Source organism: Citrobacter amalonaticus, from assembly GCF_018323885.1.
In the GTDB taxonomy this organism is placed as follows: Bacteria; Pseudomonadota; Gammaproteobacteria; order Enterobacterales; family Enterobacteriaceae; genus Citrobacter_A; species Citrobacter_A amalonaticus.
Genome location: NZ_AP024585.1, coordinates 839,726 through 861,235, shown reverse-complemented (window position 1 = coordinate 861,235; position 21,510 = coordinate 839,726). Strand labels below are relative to the sequence as shown.

The 21,510-nt window shown below is 54.3% G+C and carries 21 protein-coding genes and 1 other annotated feature; of the genes, 5 read left to right on the top strand and 16 right to left on the bottom strand.

Annotation, left to right across the window (positions count from 1 at the left end; translation table 11 throughout):
* Positions 1-18: 18 nt before the first annotated feature.
* Entirely contained in the window at positions 19-792 is a 774-nt protein-coding gene (gene yaaA, locus KI228_RS04205; RefSeq protein ID WP_044267357.1) for a peroxide stress protein YaaA, read from the top strand.
* A 96-nt stretch (positions 793-888) separates the two neighbouring features.
* On the opposite strand, the gene thrC is transcribed toward yaaA, so the two are convergent.
* From thrC to yjjY, 6 genes are all read right to left on the bottom strand, one after another.
* On the bottom strand, positions 889-2,172 hold the full coding sequence (thrC, locus tag KI228_RS04200) for a threonine synthase (RefSeq protein ID WP_044267356.1): 1,284 nt from the start codon (positions 2,170-2,172) through the stop codon (positions 889-891).
* Positions 2,173-2,175: 3 nt separating this feature from the next.
* Positions 2,176-3,105: a homoserine kinase gene (gene thrB / locus KI228_RS04195; RefSeq protein WP_042998018.1), complete on the bottom strand. Its 930-nt coding sequence runs from the start codon at positions 3,103-3,105 to the stop codon at positions 2,176-2,178.
* A 1-nt stretch (position 3,106) separates the two neighbouring features.
* Positions 3,107-5,569 (bottom strand): bifunctional aspartate kinase/homoserine dehydrogenase I, encoded by a 2,463-nt coding sequence (gene thrA, locus KI228_RS04190; RefSeq protein ID WP_044328250.1) that lies wholly within the window; start codon positions 5,567-5,569, stop codon positions 3,107-3,109.
* A gap of 25 nt (positions 5,570-5,594) precedes the next feature.
* Positions 5,595-5,715 (bottom strand) — a sequence feature (Thr leader region).
* Positions 5,651-5,716 (bottom strand): thr operon leader peptide, encoded by a 66-nt coding sequence (thrL, locus tag KI228_RS04185; protein WP_001386572.1) that lies wholly within the window; start codon positions 5,714-5,716, stop codon positions 5,651-5,653. (Overlaps the previous feature by 65 nt.)
* A 336-nt stretch (positions 5,717-6,052) precedes the next feature.
* A complete protein-coding gene (locus KI228_RS04180) occupies positions 6,053-6,739 on the bottom strand; it encodes a tRNA/rRNA methyltransferase (RefSeq protein WP_061070554.1) in 687 nt (228 codons plus the stop codon).
* Positions 6,740-7,137: 398 nt separating this feature from the next.
* Positions 7,138-7,278: a YjjY family protein gene (gene yjjY / locus KI228_RS04175; protein ID WP_042998021.1), complete on the bottom strand. Its 141-nt coding sequence runs from the start codon at positions 7,276-7,278 to the stop codon at positions 7,138-7,140.
* A 95-nt stretch (positions 7,279-7,373) separates the two neighbouring features.
* Here yjjY and arcA point away from each other — a divergent pair, with 95 nt between their 5' ends.
* Entirely contained in the window at positions 7,374-8,090 is a 717-nt protein-coding gene (gene arcA, locus KI228_RS04170) for a two-component system response regulator ArcA (RefSeq protein ID WP_001194359.1), read from the top strand.
* Positions 8,091-8,156: 66 nt separating this feature from the next.
* On the opposite strand, the gene creD is transcribed toward arcA, so the two are convergent.
* Genes creD through creA form a run of 4 tightly spaced genes read right to left on the bottom strand, consistent with a single transcriptional unit; the run spans position 8,157 to position 12,182 of the window.
* On the bottom strand, positions 8,157-9,524 hold the full coding sequence (gene creD, locus KI228_RS04165; protein WP_061070555.1) for a cell envelope integrity protein CreD: 1,368 nt from the start codon (positions 9,522-9,524) through the stop codon (positions 8,157-8,159).
* Between the two features lie 58 nt (positions 9,525-9,582).
* Entirely contained in the window at positions 9,583-11,007 is a 1,425-nt protein-coding gene (gene creC / locus KI228_RS04160; protein WP_042998023.1) for a two-component system sensor histidine kinase CreC, read from the bottom strand.
* A complete protein-coding gene (gene creB, locus KI228_RS04155) occupies positions 11,007-11,696 on the bottom strand; it encodes a two-component system response regulator CreB (protein WP_042998024.1) in 690 nt (229 codons plus the stop codon). The genes creC and creB overlap by 1 nt, the downstream gene beginning before the upstream one ends.
* A gap of 12 nt (positions 11,697-11,708) precedes the next feature.
* Positions 11,709-12,182 (bottom strand): protein CreA, encoded by a 474-nt coding sequence (gene creA, locus KI228_RS04150; RefSeq protein ID WP_042998025.1) that lies wholly within the window; start codon positions 12,180-12,182, stop codon positions 11,709-11,711.
* A 211-nt stretch (positions 12,183-12,393) separates the two neighbouring features.
* On the opposite strand from creA, the gene robA reads away from it, so the two are divergent.
* The gene (robA, locus tag KI228_RS04145; RefSeq protein WP_044255635.1) at positions 12,394-13,263 is read left to right on the top strand and encodes an MDR efflux pump AcrAB transcriptional activator RobA; all 870 of its coding nucleotides are present in this window, start codon (positions 12,394-12,396) and stop codon (positions 13,261-13,263) included.
* Here the strand turns inward: robA and gpmB are convergent.
* Positions 13,260-13,907: a 2,3-diphosphoglycerate-dependent phosphoglycerate mutase GpmB gene (gpmB, locus tag KI228_RS04140; RefSeq protein ID WP_044264833.1), complete on the bottom strand. Its 648-nt coding sequence runs from the start codon at positions 13,905-13,907 to the stop codon at positions 13,260-13,262. The genes robA and gpmB overlap by 4 nt on opposite strands.
* Positions 13,908-13,956: 49 nt before the next feature.
* On the opposite strand from gpmB, the gene yjjX reads away from it, so the two are divergent.
* Positions 13,957-14,472 (top strand): inosine/xanthosine triphosphatase, encoded by a 516-nt coding sequence (yjjX, locus tag KI228_RS04135; protein WP_042998028.1) that lies wholly within the window; start codon positions 13,957-13,959, stop codon positions 14,470-14,472.
* Positions 14,473-14,565: 93 nt separating this feature from the next.
* On the opposite strand, the gene trpR is transcribed toward yjjX, so the two are convergent.
* Both trpR and sltY read right to left on the bottom strand, forming a co-directional pair.
* Positions 14,566-14,892, bottom strand: coding sequence for a trp operon repressor (gene trpR, locus KI228_RS04130; protein ID WP_042998029.1), 327 nt, complete (start codon positions 14,890-14,892; stop codon positions 14,566-14,568).
* 57 nt (positions 14,893-14,949) lie between these two features.
* Positions 14,950-16,887 carry a murein transglycosylase gene (gene sltY, locus KI228_RS04125; protein ID WP_042998030.1) on the bottom strand — a complete coding sequence of 646 codons (1,938 nt, stop codon included), beginning with the start codon at positions 16,885-16,887 and terminating at the stop codon, positions 14,950-14,952.
* Positions 16,888-17,224: 337 nt separating this feature from the next.
* Here sltY and ettA point away from each other — a divergent pair, with 337 nt between their 5' ends.
* A complete protein-coding gene (ettA, locus tag KI228_RS04120) occupies positions 17,225-18,892 on the top strand; it encodes an energy-dependent translational throttle protein EttA (RefSeq protein ID WP_044255637.1) in 1,668 nt (555 codons plus the stop codon).
* Between the two features lie 50 nt (positions 18,893-18,942).
* Here ettA and KI228_RS04115 read toward each other — a convergent pair whose 3' ends face one another.
* The 3 genes from KI228_RS04115 to KI228_RS04105 all read right to left on the bottom strand — a co-directional run bounded on the left by KI228_RS04115 (position 18,943) and on the right by KI228_RS04105 (position 21,443).
* The gene (locus KI228_RS04115) at positions 18,943-19,686 is read right to left on the bottom strand and encodes an oxidative stress defense protein (RefSeq protein ID WP_042998032.1); all 744 of its coding nucleotides are present in this window, start codon (positions 19,684-19,686) and stop codon (positions 18,943-18,945) included.
* 116 nt (positions 19,687-19,802) lie between these two features.
* Positions 19,803-20,438: an arginine exporter ArgO gene (argO, locus tag KI228_RS04110; RefSeq protein ID WP_043001725.1), complete on the bottom strand. Its 636-nt coding sequence runs from the start codon at positions 20,436-20,438 to the stop codon at positions 19,803-19,805.
* Positions 20,439-20,582: 144 nt separating this feature from the next.
* The gene (locus KI228_RS04105; RefSeq protein ID WP_042998033.1) at positions 20,583-21,443 is read right to left on the bottom strand and encodes a small-conductance mechanosensitive channel MscS; all 861 of its coding nucleotides are present in this window, start codon (positions 21,441-21,443) and stop codon (positions 20,583-20,585) included.
* Positions 21,444-21,510: the final 67 nt, after the last annotated feature.

The following is a 21,510-nucleotide window of genomic DNA, read 5'->3' as shown; positions in this document are numbered from 1 at the left end:
TTCCTGCAAGGACTGGATATGCTGATTCTGATTTCACCTGCAAAAACACTCGACTACCAGAGCCCGCTGGCAACAACGCGCCATACGCTACCTGAATTACTGGATCACTCGCAGCAACTGATTCATGTGGCGCGTAAACTTTCAGCCCCGCAAATCGGCAAGCTGATGAACATCAGCGACAAACTCGCCGATCTAAACGCCACCCGTTTTCATGACTGGCAGCCGGACTTCACGCCAGAAAACGCGCGTCAGGCCATTCTGGCTTTCAAAGGCGATGTCTATACCGGACTACAGGCCGAAAACTTCAGTGAAGCCGATTTCGATTTTGCCCAGCAGCATTTGCGTATGCTCTCAGGTTTATATGGCGTGCTGCGCCCGCTGGATCTGATGCAACCTTATCGTCTGGAAATGGGTATCCGTCTGGATAACGCCAAAGGGAAGGATCTGTATCAGTTCTGGGGCGATATCATCACGGATAAGCTTAATGAAGCGCTCGCCGCACAGGGCGACCAGGTGGTGATTAACCTGGCATCGGATGAATACTTCCGCGCCGTGAAACCGAAGAAACTGAATGCCGAGCTGATTAAACCTGTCTTCCTCGACGAGAAAAACGGTAAGTTCAAAGTCATCAGTTTCTACGCCAAAAAGGCGCGCGGCCTGATGAGCCGCTACATCATTGAAAACCGCCTGACGGAGCCTGAACAGCTCACCGGCTTTAACAGCGAGGGTTACTTCTTTGATGACGCCGCGTCTGGCAACGGCGAACTGGTGTTTAAGCGTCACGAGCAGTAATGCGCATTTCGCCGGATAGCGGCTACGCCTTATCCGGCTTTCTCATCTCCACCGCCTGACAGGCCCGGTAAGCGATAGCGCCACCGGGCAGACGGTTTAGCGCGTCATCATCAGCTTACGCAGGGCGGCAAAATCCGCCGGCAGATGTTGCGAAAGCAGCGGTAGATCCGCACGTTCTGCCAGTTCTTTCGGCAGATCCAGCGTTTCATTGAGGATCGCTTCCACGCTCTCTTTAAACTTCGCCGGGTGCGCAGTGCCGAGGAACAGACCGTACTCGCCCGGATTGAGCTGATCACGCAGGGCGCGGTAGGCCACGGCGGCATGAGGCTCAGAAGTGTAGCCCTTCGCTTTCAGTTCGCGCATCGTTTCCTGTGTGGTTTCATCATCTACAGCCGCATAACCCAGCTCATTCAGACGCCAGATTTTACGGCGGAACAACTCCTCAACGCGCGGCCAGTTGTTCGGCTGACTCACATCCATCGCGTTAGACAACGTCGCCTGGGTCGCTTTTGGCGCCCACTGCCCGTCCTGCAGGAAGCGTGGCACCGTGTCGTTAACGTTGGTGGCAGCGATAAAACGCTTCACCGGCAGGCCGAGAGATTTCGCCAGCAGGCCCGCCGTCAGGTCGCCAAAGTTACCGCTTGGAACAGAAACCACCAGCTGATTCCGCGCCTCCTGCGGCAATTGGGCAACGGCTTCAAAGTAGTAGCAAATCTGTGCCAGCAGGCGGCTGATGTTGATGGAGTTCGCCGAGTTCAACCCCAGCGCCACTTTCAGTTCTTCATCATCAAACGCCTGTTTGACCAGCGCCTGGCAGGCATCAAAATCACCATCGATGGCAACAGTTTCAATGTTACCGCCCAGCGTGCAGAACAGTTTTTCCTGCAACGGACTGATTTTACCGTTCGGATAGAGGATCACCACGCGCACGTTCGGCAGACCATAAAACGCATGCGCCACGGCCGCGCCGGTATCACCAGAGGTTGCCGTCAGAATGGTCACCGGTTTATCGCCGCTGATGTGGGTTAACATCTGCGCCATAAAACGACCACCGAAATCTTTAAACGCCAGCGTCGGGCCATGGAACAGCTCCAGACAGCTGACATCCCCTTCCACCTGAGCAACCGGCGCCGGGAAAGCAAAGGCTGCGCGCACACGTTCTTCGAGGATCTCCTGCGGGATTTCATCGCCGATGAACGCCGAGAGGATCTTTGTGCTACGGCTGACGAAGTCCTGGTTCAGCATCTCATCCACTTCTGTCAGGTTGAATTCCGGCAGATCGTGCGGGAAAAACAGCCCCTGATTCTTGCCCAGCCCCTGCGTGACGGCCTGTGCAAAACTAACCTGTTCGTTGTGATCTTTAAGATTGTAGAGTTTCATCAATTATCCCAGTACTCGTGCGCCCGCCGTGTCCAGCCGGCAAATATGAACAAAGCCTTCCTGATTTTGCAGGTAGTGACTACCCAGCCAGTCCGCCACACGCTGCGCGGTCTCCGTTTTATCGCAGAGCGCAAACAACGTCGGCCCTGAACCGGAAATACCGCTGGCCAGCGCGCCAATTTCCGCGACGGCCTGACGCGCCTGAGCAAAACCAGGCAACAGACGTTCGCGATACGGTTCGGCAATCACATCCTTCATCAGTTTCGCCGCAAGCCCAGGCTGACGGGAATAGCAGGCGTGAATAAACCCGGCCAGGTGACGCCCGTGGGCAATGCAATCCTGGCGACGATACTGCGCAGGCAGGATCGCCCGCGCTTCTGCCGTGGAGACTTTAATGCCAGGATAGGCCAGTACCCACAGCCACTCATCAAAGCCTGGCACCTGCTGGCTGATAATGCCGTTTTCTTCAATCATCAACTGCATACCACCGAGAAAACATGGCGCGACGTTATCGTAGTGAATGCTGCCGGAGATACGCCCTTCCAGCTCACCCATTATTGCCAGCAGACGCGTGTCATTGAGCGGCTTGCCGCAGTACTCATTCATCGCGACCAGTGCCGCCACCACCGAGCAGGCGCTGGAACCTAATCCGGAGCCGATCGGCATATTCTTTTCCAGGGTCATCGCCACCGGAATTTGCTTACCCAGTTCCTGACAAAAACGCTCCCAGCACTGGTAAACAATATTTTCTCGCGGTTCTGGCGGTAGCTTGTCGGCAAAGCGGCCCAGATTATTCAGGCTGAAACTGTCCGCCGCCTCAACCGACACCACGTCGCCCAGCAGTGAGCCATCAACGGGCGTCACCGCCGCCCCAAGCACATCAAATCCAACGCTCATATTGGCACTGGAAGCCGGGGCATAAACTTTAACCATGTTAGACTCCTAGCTTCCATGAGAGAGTACGCAGCAGGTCAGCAAACACCCCTGCCGCCGTGACGTCGTTACCCGCACCATAACCGCGCAGAACCAGCGGTAGCGGCTGATAGTAGTGGCTGTAGAACGCCAGCGCGTTTTCGCCGTTTTTCACTTTGTACAACGGATCGTTACCGTCCACTTCAGAAATCTTCACCCGACAGACGCCGTCTTCTTCGATGTTGCCAACATAGCGCAATACTTTGCCCTCATCACGGGCTTTTGCCACCCGAGCGGCAAAGGCATCGTCAAGCTGCGGCAGATTCGCCATAAACGCGTCAACGTCGCCTGAATCATCAAACGCTTTCGGCAGCACCGGTTCAATGACGATGTCTGACAGTTCCAGCTCGCGCCCGGTTTCACGGGCGAGGATCAGCAGCTTACGCGCCACGTCCATTCCCGAAAGATCGTCACGCGGATCGGGTTCGGTGTACCCCATTTCACGCGCGATACGAGTCGCTTCAGAGAGGCTCATACCCTCGTCGAGCTTACCGAAAATAAATGACAGCGAACCGGACAGGATGCCGGAGAACTTCAGCAATTCATCGCCCGCATTCAACAGGTTTTGCAGGTTTTCGATCACCGGCAGACCGGCACCCACGTTAGTGTCATAGAGGAATTTGCGCCGTGACTTCGCGGCAGCGAAGCGCAGCTGATGGTAGTAATCCATTGACGAGGTATTCGCCTTTTTGTTCGGCGTGACCACATGGAATCCTTCACGCAGGAAGTCCGCGTATTGATCGGCCACCGCCTGACTGGACGTACAATCCACAATCACCGGGTTCAGCAGGTGATATTCCTTCACCAGACGGATTAAGCGACCAAGATTGAACGGCTCTTTCGCTTCAGCCAGTTCAGCCTGCCAGTTTTCCAGGTTCAGGCCATGCACATGGGTCAACAGCGCTCTCGAGTTCGCCACACCGCACACGCGCAGATCGATATGTTTTTTCTTCAGCCAGGTTTGCTGGCGCTTAAGCTGCTCCAGTAATGCGCCGCCTACCCCGCCAACGCCAATGACAAACACTTCAATTACCTGATCGGTATTGAACAACATCTGATGGGTGACGCGTACGCCCGTCGTGGCATCGTCGTTATTGACCACGACCGAAATGGAACGCTCGGAAGAGCCCTGCGCGATAGCCACGATATTGATATTCGCGCGCGCCAGTGCGGCAAAGAATTTCGCCGAAATACCCCGCAGTGTACGCATGCCATCCCCAACGACGGAGATAATCGCCAGTCGTTCAGTGACCGCCAGCGGTTCCAGCACGCCCTCTTTCAGTTCGAGATAGAATTCATCCTGCAAGGCACGCTGCGCGCGGGCGCAGTCGGCCTGCGGCACGCAGAAGCTGATGCTGTACTCAGAGGATGACTGGGTAATCAGTACCACGGAAATGCCTGCACGGGACATCACCGCAAACACGCGCGCCGCCATCCCCACCATCCCTTTCATGCCAGGACCGGAGACGTTGAACATCGCCATATTATTAAGGTTGGAAATCCCCTTCACTGGCAGATCGTCTTCATCGCGGCTGGCGCCGATCAGCGTGCCTGCCGCCTGCGGGTTACCGGTATTTTTGATGAGGCAAGGGATCTGGAACTGCGCGATGGGGGTAATGGTACGAGGGTGAAGCACTTTTGCGCCGAAATAGGAGAGCTCCATCGCTTCCTGATAAGACATCGATTTCAGCAACCTGGCGTCAGGTACCTGGCGCGGGTCACAGGTATATACACCGTCGACATCTGTCCAGATCTCGCAACAGTCGGCGCGTAAGCAGGCCGCCAGAACCGCTGCGGAGTAATCGGAGCCATTGCGCCCCAGCACCACCAGTTCACCCTTCTCATTACCGGCGGTGAACCCGGCCATCAGCACCATGTGATCGGCGGGTATACGCCCGGCGGCGATGCGGCGAGTCGATTCGGCGATATCGACGGTAGATTCGAGGTAGTGCCCCACCGCCAGCAGTTTTTCGACCGGGTCAATAACGGTAACGTGGTGGCCGCGGGCTTCCAGTAACCCCGCCATGATGGCGATCGACATCTTTTCGCCACGGCAGATGAGCGCAGCGTTAATGCTGTCCGGACACTGTCCTAGCAAGCTGATCCCATGCAGCACATGTTTGATTTGGGCAAATTCCTGCTCAACAAACACTTTCAACTGCGCCAGCGGAAAGCCCGGCTGGGCGTCGGCGAGTCCGGTCAGAAGTTCGGCAAAAATACGTTCGGCATCACTGATATTGGGTAATGCGTCCTGACCTCCGATGGTTTTTTCAATCATCGCCACCAGATGGTTGGTAATTTTAGCGGGGGCAGAAAGAACGGTCGCTACCTGCCCCTGCCTGGCATTGCTTTCCAGAATATCGGCAACCCGCAGAAAACGTTCTGCATTTGCCACTGATGTACCGCCGAACTTCAACACTCGCATGGTTGTTACCTCGTTACCTTTGGTCGAAAAAAAAGCCCGCACTGTTCAGGTGCGGGCTTTTTTCTGTGTTTCCTGTACGCGTCAGCCCGCACCGTTACCTGTGGTAATGGTGATGGTTGTGGTAATGGTGGTGCTGATGCGTTTCATGGATGTTGTGTACTCTGTCATTATTTACCCTGAATAATTCGTGTTGAAGGAGGACGGCAATTGCGTAAAGCCCCTGGCGCATAGAAAACGATGTGACTGGGGTGAACAAAAGTCGCCAACGCAGATGCAACTCGAAGTATGACGGGTAATCTGTCTGTGCTGTATGTCTATATTGGTTAAAGTATATGGTGAGCTAAGTCAATAAATATTTGATTTACTCACCTGACGAAACTTGTTCATGAGCTGCTGGCGAAAGGTTTATTTTCAACCAAACCCGCAGGAAAACCCCTCTTGAAATCAGCAGTTATCACCATAAATACAACTAAAGGAAAATTATTATTTTGTGACTTTTTTTTCGATATCATGGACCAGGCGGTGCAACATTACCGTGTCTCGCTGCCCTAATTGCCCCAGACGCTGTTGCAGCCAGTCGACCAGTTTGCTGTCATCTGCAACCTCCAGAGTGGTCAACAGGCTCATGATGCGTGAGCGTAATGCCTGTAACTGAAATTCATCAGATGAATCGACTTCTTTAGCAGGTTGTTGCATTAAATTTGTTAATTGATAGCAGTAAACCATCACCGCCTGCCCCAGATTCAATGAAGGATAATCTGCAACCATTGGCACGCCGGTCAGAACATCCGCCAGTGCCAGTTCATCGTTGGTCAGTCCGGAGTCTTCACGACCAAAAACCAGCGCGGCGTGATTCATCCAGGCCGATTTTTCTTCCAGCAGCGGAACCAGTTCCGCCGGCGTCGCGTAGTAGTGAAATTTTGCCCGACTGCGAGCCGTGGTGGCGACGGTAAAATCAACATCGACAAGCGCGTCCGCAAGCGTCGGAAAAACAGTAATATTATCAATAATATCGCTGGAGCCATGCGCCACCCAGCGCGTGGCGGGTTCAAGATGCGCCTGACTGTCAACGATACGCAACTGAGTGAATCCCATGGTTTTCATGGCGCGAGCCGCAGCACCAATGTTTTCCGCTCTGGCGGGAGCGACGAGGATAATAGTAATGCGCATTTTTTTACTCTTTATGCCTGTCCGCGGGCAATTGTGTGAACTATGTCAAGATATTACGCGGAGCGAATTTACAAAATTTTAACCAAAATCAGTGGAAAACCGTTTCACCTTTCATAAAAGGCGCTAAACTGTTTCCTTACTTTACTAATGTTTTTTATGTTAACAGAAACAGTATATCCTTCTGTTTATCAGAGATAATTTGATTTAAAATGAATCTCATTCATAGGATTCGCCGTGTTAATTAGTTATCCTGTGCAACTAGTTGGATTATTGCAATTTTGTGATGAAAGCTAGCATTTAGATACGATGATTTCATCAAACTGTTAACGTGCTACAATTGAACTTGATATATGTCAACGAAGCGTAGTTTTATTGGGTGTCCGGTACGTCTTAGCCTGTTATGTTGCTGTTAAAATGGTTAGGATGACAGCCGTTTTTGACACTGTCGGGTCCAGAGGGAAACTACCCACGACCAAGCTAATGATGTTGTTGACGTTGATGGAAAGTGCATCAAGAACGCAATTACGTACTTTAGTCATGTTACGCCGATCATGTTAATTTGCGACATGCATCAGGCAGGTCAGGGACTTTTGTACTTCCTGTTTCGATTTAGTTGGCAATTTAGGTAGCAAACATGCAGACCCCGCACATTCTTATCGTTGAAGACGAGTTGGTAACACGCAACACGTTAAAAAGTATTTTCGAAGCGGAAGGCTATGATGTATTCGAAGCGACTGATGGCGCGGAAATGCATCAAATCCTCTCTGAATATGACATCAACCTGGTGATCATGGATATCAACCTGCCAGGCAAAAACGGTCTTCTGCTGGCGCGTGAACTGCGCGAGCAGGCTAACGTTGCGCTGATGTTCCTGACTGGCCGCGATAACGAAGTCGATAAAATCCTCGGCCTCGAAATCGGTGCAGACGATTACATCACCAAGCCGTTTAACCCGCGCGAACTGACTATCCGTGCCCGCAACCTTCTGTCTCGTACCATGAACCTGGGTACCGTCAGCGAAGAACGTCGTAGCGTTGAAAGCTACAAGTTCAACGGTTGGGAACTGGACATCAACAGCCGTTCTCTGATCGGGCCTGATGGCGAACAGTACAAACTGCCGCGCAGTGAGTTCCGTGCCATGCTTCACTTCTGCGAGAACCCAGGCAAGATCCAGTCCCGTGCTGAGCTGCTGAAGAAAATGACTGGTCGTGAGCTGAAACCCCATGACCGTACCGTTGACGTGACCATCCGCCGCATTCGTAAGCATTTCGAATCCACGCCGGATACGCCGGAAATTATCGCGACTATTCACGGTGAAGGTTACCGTTTTTGTGGCGATCTGCAGGATTAATCGGGTTACCACCGTCAAAAAAACGGCGCTCAATGCGCCGTTTTTCTTATCTGCTTTTTGCTGAATTTACTTCCACACGCGTAGCGCATCGTCCACGGGTGCGGACGGTTTCGGCGCCGTTGGTGTTGGTGTCGGTTTCGCACGCGAGAATGCATACCAGTCAAGATGCCGCGTCAGGAACATCACACTCCCCAGCGCCAACAGCAGCACACTCGTCCCCAACAGCAGCGCGCTGTCTTCCGAGCGCAACAGTACCCACATCACACCATCCAGCGCTAACAATGCCAGAGTGAAAACCACGCTACTACGCCAGCCCTGTAGCACTGCCTGGAGATAAACCCCGTTCATCAGCGCGCCCACCAGGCTTGCGACAATCCATGCAAGGGTGAAACCAATATGTTCGGAGAGCGCCAGCAACAGCAAATAAAACATCACCAGCGACAGCCCCACCAGCAGATACTGCATCGGGTGTAATTTTTTTCCCGTCAACGTTTCGAACATAAAGAAGGCCATAAATGTCAGTGTAATCAGCAAAATGGCATATTTCGTCGCCCGATCCGTCAGTTGATACTGATCGGCAGGAGTGGCAACCGCGACGCTAAACGACGGCAGGTTATACCACCCGTCTTTTCGCGCATCCACAAACCGATCGCCCAGGTTAGTGGCAAACCAACTGCTTTGCCACTGTGCCTGAAACCCTGACTCGCTGATTTCGCGCTTGTCGGGTAGAAAATCACCGAGGAAGTTGGGATGCGGCCAGTTGCTGGTGAGCGTCATTTGGCTGCTACGTCCTACCGGAACGACCGAGAAAGCGCCAGTTCCGCTTAAATTGAGTGACATCGCCAGGTTCACATCGCGCATCGCCCATTGCGCATCCGGAAGCGGAATGTGGAGCCCTTCTCCGCGGTCTGTTAGCCCCGTCCCCGGTTCGACGGCAAGCGCCATTCCATTCACCTTCGGTGCTTTCACCACGCCAATCCCTCGCGCATCACCCACGCCCACCACGATAAACGGTTTCCCAAGGGTTATGTTGGGCCGGTTCAGTTCACTCAGTCGTGCAACATCAAACTCCGCTTTCAAGGTAACATCGGTATGCCAGACCTGCCCTTCGTAGATGCCCACTTTTCGCGGTTCGACGTTCTGGTTCCCCTCCACCATCAACGACTCCGGCAGCCAGAAGTGGATAAAACTGCGCCTGTGCTGCACCTCTTTCTCGTTTTCCAGCACGGTGTATAACTCAGTCACAGGTACGGCAATGAGCGGGCCGACCACTTTTTGCGGTCCGCTGGTACTCTGCCGAATCGCATCCTCCACCGCATCACGATAATCAGCACGTTCCACAATAATCTGCCGGACCATCATCAGGGGGATCAGCAGCAACACAATCGCGCCACCTAAGGTGACGATTTTCCAGAACAGGGGGGATTTCAACATAGCGTTCTCCTTATGCAATACCCGCAGAGTACGCACGCTATGTGGGGGGAATTTGAAGTTATGTGAAGTGACGGTGAAGTGTGAGCGTGGCCTCGACGCCGCCTTCTGGGCGGTTACGTAATTCTGCACTCCCCTTCAGCAGTCGCGCCACTTCGCGAACGAACGCCAGTCCAAGACCGCTGCTTTTGAGGCCATTCTCACGCGGCAGTGAGTAAAAGCGGTCAAATATCCGCGGTAAGGCAAAATCAGGAATGCCTGTACCCGTATCGGTCACCGTCAGCGTCACCGTCTCTGCATGCGCTTGTGCGCTGAGGGTGATCGCTCCGCCTGCCGGGGTGAAATCAATGGCATTGTCCAGCAAGTTGCCCAACGCCTGTTCCAGCAGCGCCGGCTCCGCAGAGACGCTTAACGCCGAGGGGACAATCTCCAGCGATATCGCCTTCGTCGCCAGTTGAATCGTGCGCGCGTCGCTGATTTGCGCAAACAGTGCATCGACCGCAACCGGGGAGAGGGCAATATCCTGACGGTTTTCCAGTCGCGCCTGGCGCAGCAAGGTTTCAACCAGCGCCTGCATTCGCGCATTTTGGCTGAGAATATTGTCGGTAAAGCGCTTAACAATGTCCGGAGGCGGATTTTCCCGCAGAATTTCCGCCGCGCCGCGAATGGCCGCCAACGGACTCTTTAGCTCGTGGGTGAGCGCGTATACGTACTGTTCAATGTAATTCTTGCCTTCCAGCTTCAGACGCATGCTCTCCAGCGCCTGCGCCAGTTTGCGCAACTCACTGCTGCCCAGTTCAGGCAGCGGCATCGGCTGGTTTTCGGTCACGGAATCCGCATAGCGCGTCAGGCGGGCAATGGAACGGTTTATCCACCAGACCATCCCGGCGCCTATCACCAGCGCAATGCCAAGCAGAATCGCGCTGGCCCAAAGGATCCGGCGCTCGCTGCGTTTAATCACCGGTGCCATCGCGGCATTGGGTTTTCCCACGCTGAGCACGCCGATGATCTTTCCGTTGTCGACAACCGGCGCAGCAACATACATGACCGAGCTTTCCGGATCGGCGGGATCCTGCGGCGTACTGCGCGCGCCATACTGTCCACGCAGCGTTAGCCAGACATCGTTCCAGCGAGAGTAATCCTGCCCGACCGCTTTATTGACGGAATCAAACACCACTTTGCCCTGCGCATCCGTCATGTAAACATGGTACTCATTGCGGACTTTATTGATTCCGCTGATGTTGGCGCGAAAAGGACGGTTATGCAGTTGCGTAAACGCCTGCGCCAGTTGGCCATGCGCCGGGTTACCCGACAGGAGATCGTCACGCGCCAGCGCCGCCAGCAGCGTGGCAGTATCGATCAGCGTCCCTTCCGTTGCGCGCCGTACGCCAGGTTTAATCTCCTGTACAAAAATAGAAAGAACAAACCACGCAGCAACAGCGACAATCAGGAAATAGCCCAACAGCAAACGCATGCCAATGCGCATCAGAGGCTCCTCAGGCTGTAGCCCATCCCACGATGCGTGTTGATCGGCGAAAGCGTCGGGTTGATCGCGCGCAGTTTGGCGCGCAGCGTTTTGATGTGCGTATCGACCGTCCGGTCGTATGTATCCTGCGCATCGGCCCAGACGATATCCATCAGTTGCTGGCGCGAATAGACACGCCCTGGAGATAACAGCAGCGTTTTCAGCAGCAAAAATTCATAGCGCGTGAGTGACAGGGGCGTACCAAACCAGGCCACTTCAGCCGCCGGTTCATTCAGCTCAAAATGGCCGGTTTTGACAACAGGCGACGGCGTGGAAAACTTCTTCACCCGACGTAGCAGCGTGCGGACTCTGGCGCAGACTTCCCGCGGTGAAAACGGTTTGGCGACGTAATCGTCGGCACCGATTTCCAGACCCAGCAAGCGATCCACCTCATCGCTGCGCGCCGTCAGAAAGAGGATTGGTAACGCCGGATGGTACTCAAGCAATCGCCGGCACAGCTCAAAACCGCTGATATCCGGCAACCCGACATCGAGAATCGCTACATCCGGACACTGATGACGTGCTTTCTCCAGCGCGGGCAACCCGCGCTCAAAGGCTTCCACGCTAAACCCTTCCTGCTGGAGCATATAAATCAGGGTATCCGCGATACCCTGCTCATCTTCCACCAGCCAGACCGACACCTGCTGCATAATGCTTCCCTGTTATTCGCGCCACGGCATGATAGGTACCGCGCTAATGGCATTTTTCGGCGACCCATCGACCACCTTGTCGGAATAGGCCAGATAAGCCAGCGCGTTGCGTTTGGCATCATAGAAGCGCACGACCTGTAATGATTTGAAGACCAACGAAGTGCGTTTCTTAAAGACCACTTCGCCCTGCGCTTTACCGTTCTTGATTCTGTCGCTCAGTTCTACCGGTCCTACCTGCTGGCAGGAGATGGCGGCATCAGAAGTATCTTCCGCCAGCCCCAACCCGCCTTTAATGCCACCGGTTTTGGCACGGCTGACGTAGCAGGTCACGTTTTTAACATCGGGGTCGTCAAACGCCTCCACGACGATTTTATGATCCGGCCCAAAGATCTTAAACACCGTATCGACGGAACCGATCTGCTCAGCAGATGCCAGCGGCGCCAGCATAAGCAACAGAGTGGACAGAACTAAACTCTTGTATTTCATATTGTTACCATTCTTTAAAATGACGCTGCGCAATTATTCAGCATTGTAAAAGAAACTGTTTACAGATCACAGGATTACAATAATCACGTTTTATTAGATTCAAAAAAAGCATTAATGCGCAAAAAAAACACTGAATGCTAAAACAACAAAAAATGCTATTATCCAATAATCTGATGTCAGGTGTTTGTAGTTGAAAGGATGAGGATATTTTATGGATCAGGCCGGCATTATTCGCGACCTATTAATCTGGCTGGAAGGTCATCTGGATCAGCCGCTGTCGCTTGACAATGTGGCGGCAAAAGCGGGTTATTCCAAGTGGCATCTGCAGAGAATGTTTAAGGACGTGACGGGTCATGCGATTGGCGCGTATATCCGCGCACGCCGCTTATCGAAATCTGCCGTTGCGCTTCGCCTGACGGCTCGCCCGATTCTGGATATTGCCCTGCAGTACCGCTTCGACTCTCAACAAACGTTCACCCGCGCCTTTAAGAAACAGTTTTCCCAGACGCCTGCACTGTATCGTCGTTCACCGGAATGGAGCGCATTCGGTATTCGTCCGCCTCTGCGTCTGGGCGAATTTGCCATGCCTGAGCATAAATTTGTCACTCTGGAAGATATGCAACTGCTGGGTGTCACCCAGAGTTACTCCTGTTCGCTGGAGCAAATTTCCGATTTCCGCCACGAAATGCGCTATCAGTTCTGGCACGATTTCCTCGGCCACGCGCCAACCATTCCGCCTGTACTCTATGGCCTGAACGAAACGCATCCCAGCCATGAAAAAGATGACGAGCAGGAAGTGTTCTACACCACCGCGCTGCCGCAGGATCAGGCCAACGGCTACGTACAGTCGGCACAGCCGGTGCTGTTGCAGGGCGGCGAGTATGTGATGTTTACTTACGAAGGGCTGGGAACGGGCGTTCAGGAGTTCATCCTGACGGTCTATGGTACCTGCATGCCGCTCCTGAACCTGACGCGCCGCAAGGGCCAGGATATCGAGCGGTACTACCCGGCTGAAGATGCCAAAGCCGGTGACCGCCCCATTAACCTGCGCTGCGAATTCCTGATTCCGATTCGCCGTTAGCGCTGTAGCTCATCCAACGCAGGGGCGTCCAGATGCGAGATGTCCCCTGCCGTTTCGACCACCCATCCCGGCGCCAGCCACAGGCTTTCCTGATAATCTACCCGCGAAATCGAGCAGTTACGCAGGCGTAAGCGGCGTTCAGCGTAGGCAGGAAGTCCCAGAATCGTACTGACCAGACAGCCCAGCGCAATGCCATGACTGACCAACAGCGGACGACTCCCCTGCGGCAAATCCAGGCACGCAGCGAGCGCGCCATGAACGCGATCGCTTAACTCCTGCATCGACTCCCCTTCGGGAATACGTCCGTCGACGGTGCCGTTGACTAACTGACGACGCCAGTTCTCTTCTTCTTCAGTCAGGGTATCAATATGACGTTTTTCCAACACGCCCATGTGCAGCTCGCGCAGGCGAGCATCTAAGGTGATATCACAACCACAGGCCTGGGCGATGATTTCAGCGGTGCGGCGGGTACGTCCCAAATCACTACTAATGACGTGGGTGATGCCGAGACTTTTCGCGCGGTCACCTACCTGCATAGCTTGTTGCTCACCTTTAGCGGTCAGCGGACTGTCGGACTGGCCTTGAATGCGTCGCTCGGCGTTCCACTGCGTTTCACCGTGGCGAACAAGGTATACCTGTAACATGCTATTTTTCCGTATACTGCAAAGAGTTTTTATAAAATCGAGCTTAATTATGCACCATGTTGTCTCAGCAACCACCAATCCCGCCAAAATTCAGGCAATTCTGCAGGCATTTAACGAGATCTTCGGTGAAGGATCCTGCCATATTGAGTCTGTGGACGTCGATAGCGGCGTACCGGAACAACCCTTCGGAAGTCCTGAAACGCGTGCTGGCGCACGGAATCGGGTCGAAAACGCCCGTCGTGCGCGCCCCGATGCCGACTTCTGGGTAGCCATCGAAGCGGGTATTGATGAAGATGCGACCTTCAGTTGGGTGGTTGTCGAAAACGCCACCCAGCGTGGCGAAGCGCGTTCTGCGACGCTGCCGCTGCCTGCGGTGATCCTTGAAAAAGTGCGTGAGGGTGAAGCGCTGGGTCCGGTAATGTCACACTACACAGGTATTGATAAGATTGGCCGAAAAGAAGGGGCGATTGGCGTGTTTACCGCCGGGAAACTGACGCGCGCCAGCGTTTACCACCAGGCCGTGATTCTGGCGCTCAGCCCGTTTCATAACGCGATTTATCGTTGAGTTCGTAAGCCGGATAAGACGAAATTGTCATCCGGCGATAGTGCGGTTGCAAGCCTGATGGCGCTACGCTTATCAGGCCTACGAAATCACTTTTCAGGCGTTTTTCAACAATATGGTTTCCAGCCACTGCCGCAGTTCGACGGGCGCCGATTTCAGGCTGTTAGAGCCGCGGGTGATCGTCGCAATCCCCGCGCCCAGCTCGTTTTTAAGCTCGCGCTGGCTCATTTCGCCACGTAATAACTCTTCGATAATGCGTACACGCGTCCCCAGCGCTTCGCGCTCATCCGGGGTCAGCATCAGTTGCAACAGCGGTAAGTGCAGATCCTCTGCATAAGACTGGCGGAGCAACTCCACAAAACGAAGCCACTCCTGATTACGTTGTTCGGCCATCGCCGATGAATAAGGGGAATGCTGGGTCATGTTATGCCGCCCTGTTGTACTCATACACGAGTACAAATCATAACATAACCCATCGGATTAATAACGTCTCTGCCACTCAGAATCGCTCATCAGGGTGTCTTTCTGCCCCATGAAATAGCGATAGTAAGCGTCGTAGGCCAGCACGTTCTTCACATAGCCACGCGTTTCCGAGAAGGGAATACTCTCGACAAACGCCACGGCGTCGATCCGTCCCGCGCTGTTGCCAAGCCAGGTACGCACACGCCCTGGTCCGGCATTGTAAGCTGCTGACGAGAAGATCCGATTATTGCCAAACTGCTGATAGACGTACTGCAGGTAGCTGGTGCCGATATTGATATTGGTTTCCGGATCCAGTAACTGATTCTGACTGCTGTAACCCGGAATAGAGAACATCTTCACCGTGTGCGTCGCGGTGCCTGGCATAATCTGCATCAGCCCGCTGGCGCCGACCGGCGATTTCACCTTCGGATTCCAGGCGCTCTCCTGACGCGCGATCGCCATCGCATAGCTTTGCGGAATATCTTTGCCACGGGTATAGCGGGTAAAGAGATCCTGATACGCCAGCGGGAAGCGCTCCTCCAGATGATCCCAGAGTTTACCGGCGATCGTCGCCTGCACGCTCAGATCCCACCACTGATTGTTGAAGGCATAACGCGCCAGCTGCGCCTGCTCCGTCTTCGTCCGGCTGGTGACCAGGTTTGCCCATTCGCTGCGGGCGGTGTTATCCATGTTCCAGTACATCAGTTCGCGAACGCGGGCCATTTCCGCTCCCTGAGTCAGCGCGTTATTCACATCGCCAGGCGCTTTATCAATTTTCAGAACGTACTCTTCTCCCAGACGCTGCGCTGCCACCATCGGGTAGAAACCGCGCTGTTGCATCAGCGCATGCAGGATCTCTTTTGCTTCCGCTTCACGTCCTCGTTCCAGCAGCAAATCGGCCTGCCAGTATCGCCATTCGTCCTTTTCCTTCGCCTCCATCGGCAGACGCGCCAGCCAGGTGTTCAGGCCACGACGATCGCCAGTCCCGAGCGCCATGCGCACCCGACGCTCCACCAGCGTGGTGGACTGCGAGCGCATAATCGCGTCGTCTCGCCATTTCGCCTGCTCGTCGGTGACGTCGTTGCCCATTAATCGCCAGGCGACGATATCGCGCAGCTCCTGGGTTTGATCCTCATTCAACTGCTGCGCCTGTACCAGTGACGGAATCATCAGACGCGCGTTTTCCGCATCCTGACGAGCGACGCTGGCAAAGGCCACAGCGGCCATCTGACGAGTGAAATCGGTCGCGCCGGTGGTGCGCGCAAAGGTCAGGACGCTGTTCGGGTTGTTCGCCAGTGAGATAATCGCTGACGCGATAGTCTGATACTCCGCCGGCATCTGCCCGGCCAGTACCGTCACCAGTCCAGTGTTGCCCGCTTTCATCGCCAGGCGAATGCGCTCCAGGTAAGAGAGCGGATCCTGGGTGCCAGACGCGCGCCAGACGCTGAACAGTTTGTCACAGGCATTAGGTTGGCTTTTACCGGTCAACCACAGCTCTTTCGCCCCCTGCCAGGCTTCTTCCGTTTGCCCGGTATTCCACTTCGCGTAATAGTAATTGCACTGCGCCTCGGTGGTTCTCGGCTTCTCCGGGCTAAACGCTAATAATCCGCGCCAGTCTTCACGCCGCGCCAGTTCGTTAACGAAACGCGATTCCAGCGTACGCGCTGGCGGCAGGGTTGGGTTGGCACGTACAAAGTTGGTCACCGTGACGGTCGGCTGATTCATCAGATCATCGGTGATTTGCCGATATTCCAGATAGGGATACAGGGGGTAATTCTTCAGGCCCGGCATCATCTGCTCCACGACATCCATCTGTCGGTTATCCCAGGCCTGCTTAATCTGTGCGTAACGGTTACGCTGCTCGTCCAGTGAATCGGCTCGCGCTGCCTGACTTAACGTCAGCAGGCACACACCGGCGGCAATAAGACGCCAGGTAAATCGTTGGGCTTTGTCCACAAGCTCTTCCTCTAAATATGATACGTCGCTGCAGCCTCATGCCGCCTAATGATTTCATGCTAACCAGTCATTGGCATTTACGCCACGTCGCGGACACTTTTTTACTTTTACTGCGAGTGAGATCTGCTGGCTGGGATTGAGAGGGGAAAAAGGCTACACTTCGCCTTTGAATACATCTATACCCTAAATAATTCGAGTTGCAGGAAGGCGGCAAGGGAGTGAACTCCCCAGGAGCTTACATAAGTAAGTGACTGGGGTGAACGAGTGCAGCAAACGCACATGCAGCTTGAAGTATGACGGGTATATTCATCACGATAAATACAGAGGCGAGTCCAACGTGGCCCAATTCGTTTATACCATGCATCGTGTCGGCAAAGTCGTTCCGCCGAAACGTCATATTCTTAAAAACATCTCGCTGAGCTTCTTCCCTGGCGCAAAAATCGGCGTACTGGGCCTTAACGGTGCCGGTAAGTCCACCCTGCTGCGCATCATGGCGGGCATTGATACAGATATTGAAGGCGAAGCCCGCCCGCAGCCCGGCATCAAAATTGGTTACTTGCCGCAGGAACCTCAGCTTAATCCTGAACACACCGTACGCGAGTCTGTTGAAGAAGCAGTGGCGGAAGTGGTCAACGCACTGAAAGGTCTGGATGAGGTTTATGCGAAATACGCAGAGCCAGATGCCGACTTCGATAAACTGGCCGCGCAACAGGGCAAGTTCGAAGAGATCATTCAGGCGCACGACGGTCATAACCTGAACGTGCAACTGGAGCGTGCGGCCGACGCCCTGCGTCTGCCAGACTGGGACGCCAAAATCGCGACCCTCTCCGGGGGTGAACGTCGCCGTGTCGCACTGTGCCGTCTGCTGTTAGAAAAACCTGACATGCTGCTGCTTGACGAACCGACCAACCACCTGGATGCGGAATCCGTGGCCTGGCTGGAACGCTTCCTGCACGACTTCGAAGGCACCGTAGTGGCGATTACCCACGACCGTTACTTCCTCGACAACGTCGCAGGCTGGATCCTTGAACTTGACCGCGGCGAAGGTATTCCGTGGGAAGGTAACTACTCCTCCTGGCTGGAGCAGAAAGATCAGCGTCTGGCGCAGGAAGCCTCTCAGGAAGCGGCACGCCGTAAATCTATCGAGAAAGAACTGGAGTGGGTTCGTCAGGGCGCGAAAGGCCGTCAGTCTAAGGGTAAAGCCCGTCTGGCACGCTTTGAAGAGCTGAACAGCACGGAATACCAGAAACGTAACGAAACCAACGAACTGTTTATTCCACCTGGACCGCGTCTGGGTGATAAAGTCATTGAAGTCAGCCACCTGCGTAAATCCTACGGCGACCGCGTGCTGATTGACGATCTGAGCTTCTCTGTACCGAAAGGCGCCATCGTCGGCATCATCGGTCCGAACGGCGCGGGTAAATCCACCCTGTTCCGTATGATGTCCGGTCAGGAACAGCCAGACAGCGGCACCATCACGCTGGGTGAAACCGTTAAGCTGGCCTCCGTCGATCAGTTCCGTGACGCCATGGATAACAGCAAAACCGTGTGGGAAGAAGTGTCCGGTGGGCTGGATATCATGAAGATCGGCAACACCGAAATGCCAAGTCGCGCCTATGTTGGCCGCTTTAACTTCAAAGGCACCGACCAGGGCAAACGCGTCGGCGAGCTGTCCGGTGGTGAGCGCGGTCGTCTGCATCTGGCGAAGCTGCTGCAGGTTGGCGGTAACGTTCTTCTGCTCGATGAACCGACCAACGACCTGGATATCGAAACCCTGCGCGCGCTGGAAAACGCCCTGCTGGAGTTCCCGGGTTGCGCAATGGTTATCTCGCACGACCGTTGGTTCCTTGACCGTATCGCCACCCACATTCTGGACTACCAGGATGAAGGGAAAGTGGAGTTCTTCGAAGGTAACTTCACCGAATACGAAGAGTACAAGAAACGCACGCTGGGCGCTGACGCGCTGGAGCCAAAGCGTATCAAGTACAAACGTATCGCGAAGTAATCAACAAAATTGCCGGATGGTGGCGCACATGCCTCATCCGGCCTGGAAGGTTATTGCGCTTTGGCGGTTGCCGCAGATTGTTGACCCGCCGCAGGTTCCAACTGGAACACCACATCGACCTGATCATCAAACTGAATCGCCGCCTGCTCGTACGTTTCCTGCGCTGACACCGGTGCCGCGTCCGCTTTCATCATCCGCACCATCGGGCTTGGCTGATAGTTCGAGACATGGTAGCGCACGCTGTAAACCGGACCCAGTTTGCTGTTAAAACCGGCCGCCAGTTCCTGCGCCTGGTGAATTGCATCATCAATCGCTGCTTTACGCGCTTTGTCTTTATAAGCATCCGGTTGCGCCACACCCAACGAAACGGAACGAATTTCGTTCAGCCCCGCTTTCAGCGCGCCGTCCAGCAGTGGGTTGAGTTTATCTAACTGACGCAGCGTCACTTCGACAGTACGCACCGCACGATACCCTTTCAGGACGCTTTTGCCGTTCTGATAATCGTAATCCGGTTGGGTGCGCAGGTTCGCCGAGCTAATGTCTTTTTTCGCGATCTGATTTTGCTCAAGGAAAGAAAGGTATTGCGCAACGCGCTCATCAGCCTGTTTCTTCGCCGTCGCAGCGTCTTTCGCCGCAACATTAACCTCGATTGCCAGCGTGGCAATATCAGGTGCAGCGTCCACGCTTGCCGTCCCGGAAGTCACGATGTGCGGTCCGTCAGGCAATTCGCCTGCCTGCACCGACATTGCACTGAATCCCACTAATGCCGCCAGGGCCATCACTTTGAACTTCACTGTCGCTCCTCCATGTTACGTGAGTTGCCCCAAATTTCAGGGCGCATGCAGGCAAGCTTAGCGCGAAATAGTGTGTTGTCCATCAGACAACGCTTAGAGCGCTAATGGACTGGCTCTTAATTGAACAAGGCGTGAACATGCGCAACGCCTTCTTTTGCCAGTTGAAAAGCGATGAACCACATCACCAGCCCCACCAGCGTATTGATAATCCGCTGCGCTTTTGCGGTACGCAGTCGCGGCGCGAGCCACGCCGCCAGCAGCGCCAGGCCGAAGAACCACAGGAAGGAGGCACTGACGGTGCCGAGCGCGAACCAGCGTTTGGGTTCGACATCCAGTTGTCCGCCCAGACTGCCCAGCACCACGAATGTATCCAGGTAGACGTGCGGATTCAGCCATGTCACCGCCAGCATGGTGGCGATGATCTTCCAGCGTCCCTGCTTCATCACTTCCGCGCTGGCCAGTTCCAGATTGCTACTCATTGCTGTCTTTAAAGCGCCAAAACCGTACCACAGCAAAAAAGCCACTCCGCCCCAGGTGACCAGCGCCAACAACCACGGCGACTGCATCAGTAATGCGCTACCGCCAAAAATCCCGGCGCAAATCAGCAACAGATCGCTGATGGCGCACAGGAGCGCAATCATGATGTGATACTGGCGACGTATCCCCTGATTCATCACAAACGCATTCTGTGGGCCGAGCGGAAGTATCATGGCTGCGCCAAGCGCAAGACCTTGAAAATAATACGATATCACGGTAATCATCCTGAGTGTTGTCTCTATAGCGCAGACTATAGCGCGGGATGATTATTAGCGGAAATGGATAATATTAATCGTAGATTAGGGAAATTAATGAAGAGGGGATTTTGCCGGATGCTGCGATGCGCATCCGGCATAGCATTATTCTGCCGTGACTTCTTTCACGCGTTTGAAATTCACGTCCATCTGCGGATACGGGAAGCTGATTCCAGCGGCATCAAATTCACGCTTAATCCGCTCCAGTACGTCCCAGTACACGTTTTGCAGATCGCCGCTGTTGCTCCAGACGCGCACCACAAAGTTAATCGACGACGCGCCCAACTCATTCAGACGAACCGTCATTTCGCGATCTTTCAGAATGCGATCGTCTGATTCGATAATCCCGGTGAGGATCTGTTTCACCTTATCGATATCAGAGTCGTAAGCGACGCTAATAATAAATTCATTACGGCGTACCGGCTCACGGGAAAAGTTGATGATATTGCCGGCAATGATTTTACCGTTCGGGATGACGACAATTTTACCGTCCACGGTGCGCATGGTGGTGGAGAAAATCTGCACATTCAGCACCGTCCCGGCAACGCCGCCCAGATCCACATACTCACCCGCACGGAACGGACGGAACATGACCAGCAGAACGCCTGCGGCAAGGTTAGACAACGATCCCTGCAACGCCAGACCGACCGCTAAACCGGCGGCACCGAGCACCGCAATCACCGACGCCGTCTGTACCCCTACCCGACCCAGTGCGGCAATCAGCGTGAAGGCAATAATTCCGTAGCGCACCAGCGCGGAAAGAAAGTCTGCCACGGTAGCATCGATATGCCGCGCCACCATCAGGCGATTAACCGTATTCGACACCAGACGCGCCACGATCATCCCGACAATCACAATGGCCACTGCCGCCACGATGTTGACGGCATAGCTCAACAGCAATTCCTGGTTGCGGACCAGCCAGCTCCCCGCACCGTTGATGCTGTCGACAACATTCAAATCTTCCATTACATATTCCTTGGTCATAACAAATCAGAGCAAATGAGATCAATCTCACGAAAACACCCCGTTAAAG

Bases quoted from the DNA above. Each gene is read 5' to 3' on its own strand.
- yaaA (WP_044267357.1), top strand. From the start codon at position 19: ATGCTGATTCTGATTTCACCTGCAAAAACACTCGACTACCAGAGCCCG.
- creA (WP_042998025.1), bottom strand. From the start codon at position 12,182: ATGAAATACAAGAGTTTAGTTCTGTCCACTCTGTTGCTTATGCTGGCG.
- gpmB (WP_044264833.1), bottom strand. From the start codon at position 13,907: ATGTTACAGGTATACCTTGTTCGCCACGGTGAAACGCAGTGGAACGCC.
- thrA (WP_044328250.1), bottom strand. From the start codon at position 5,569: ATGCGAGTGTTGAAGTTCGGCGGTACATCAGTGGCAAATGCAGAACGT.
- yjjY (WP_042998021.1), bottom strand. From the start codon at position 7,278: ATGACTAAAGTACGTAATTGCGTTCTTGATGCACTTTCCATCAACGTC.
- robA (WP_044255635.1), top strand. From the start codon at position 12,394: ATGGATCAGGCCGGCATTATTCGCGACCTATTAATCTGGCTGGAAGGT.
- thrC (WP_044267356.1), bottom strand. From the start codon at position 2,172: ATGAAACTCTACAATCTTAAAGATCACAACGAACAGGTTAGTTTTGCA.
- creC (WP_042998023.1), bottom strand. From the start codon at position 11,007: ATGCGCATTGGCATGCGTTTGCTGTTGGGCTATTTCCTGATTGTCGCT.
- KI228_RS04180 (WP_061070554.1), bottom strand. From the start codon at position 6,739: ATGCGCATTACTATTATCCTCGTCGCTCCCGCCAGAGCGGAAAACATT.
- arcA (WP_001194359.1), top strand. From the start codon at position 7,374: ATGCAGACCCCGCACATTCTTATCGTTGAAGACGAGTTGGTAACACGC.
- creD (WP_061070555.1), bottom strand. From the start codon at position 9,524: ATGTTGAAATCCCCCCTGTTCTGGAAAATCGTCACCTTAGGTGGCGCG.
- thrB (WP_042998018.1), bottom strand. From the start codon at position 3,105: ATGGTTAAAGTTTATGCCCCGGCTTCCAGTGCCAATATGAGCGTTGGA.
- KI228_RS04105 (WP_042998033.1), bottom strand. From the start codon at position 21,443: ATGGAAGATTTGAATGTTGTCGACAGCATCAACGGTGCGGGGAGCTGG.
- creB (WP_042998024.1), bottom strand. From the start codon at position 11,696: ATGCAGCAGGTGTCGGTCTGGCTGGTGGAAGATGAGCAGGGTATCGCG.
- yjjX (WP_042998028.1), top strand. From the start codon at position 13,957: ATGCACCATGTTGTCTCAGCAACCACCAATCCCGCCAAAATTCAGGCA.
- trpR (WP_042998029.1), bottom strand. From the start codon at position 14,892: ATGACCCAGCATTCCCCTTATTCATCGGCGATGGCCGAACAACGTAAT.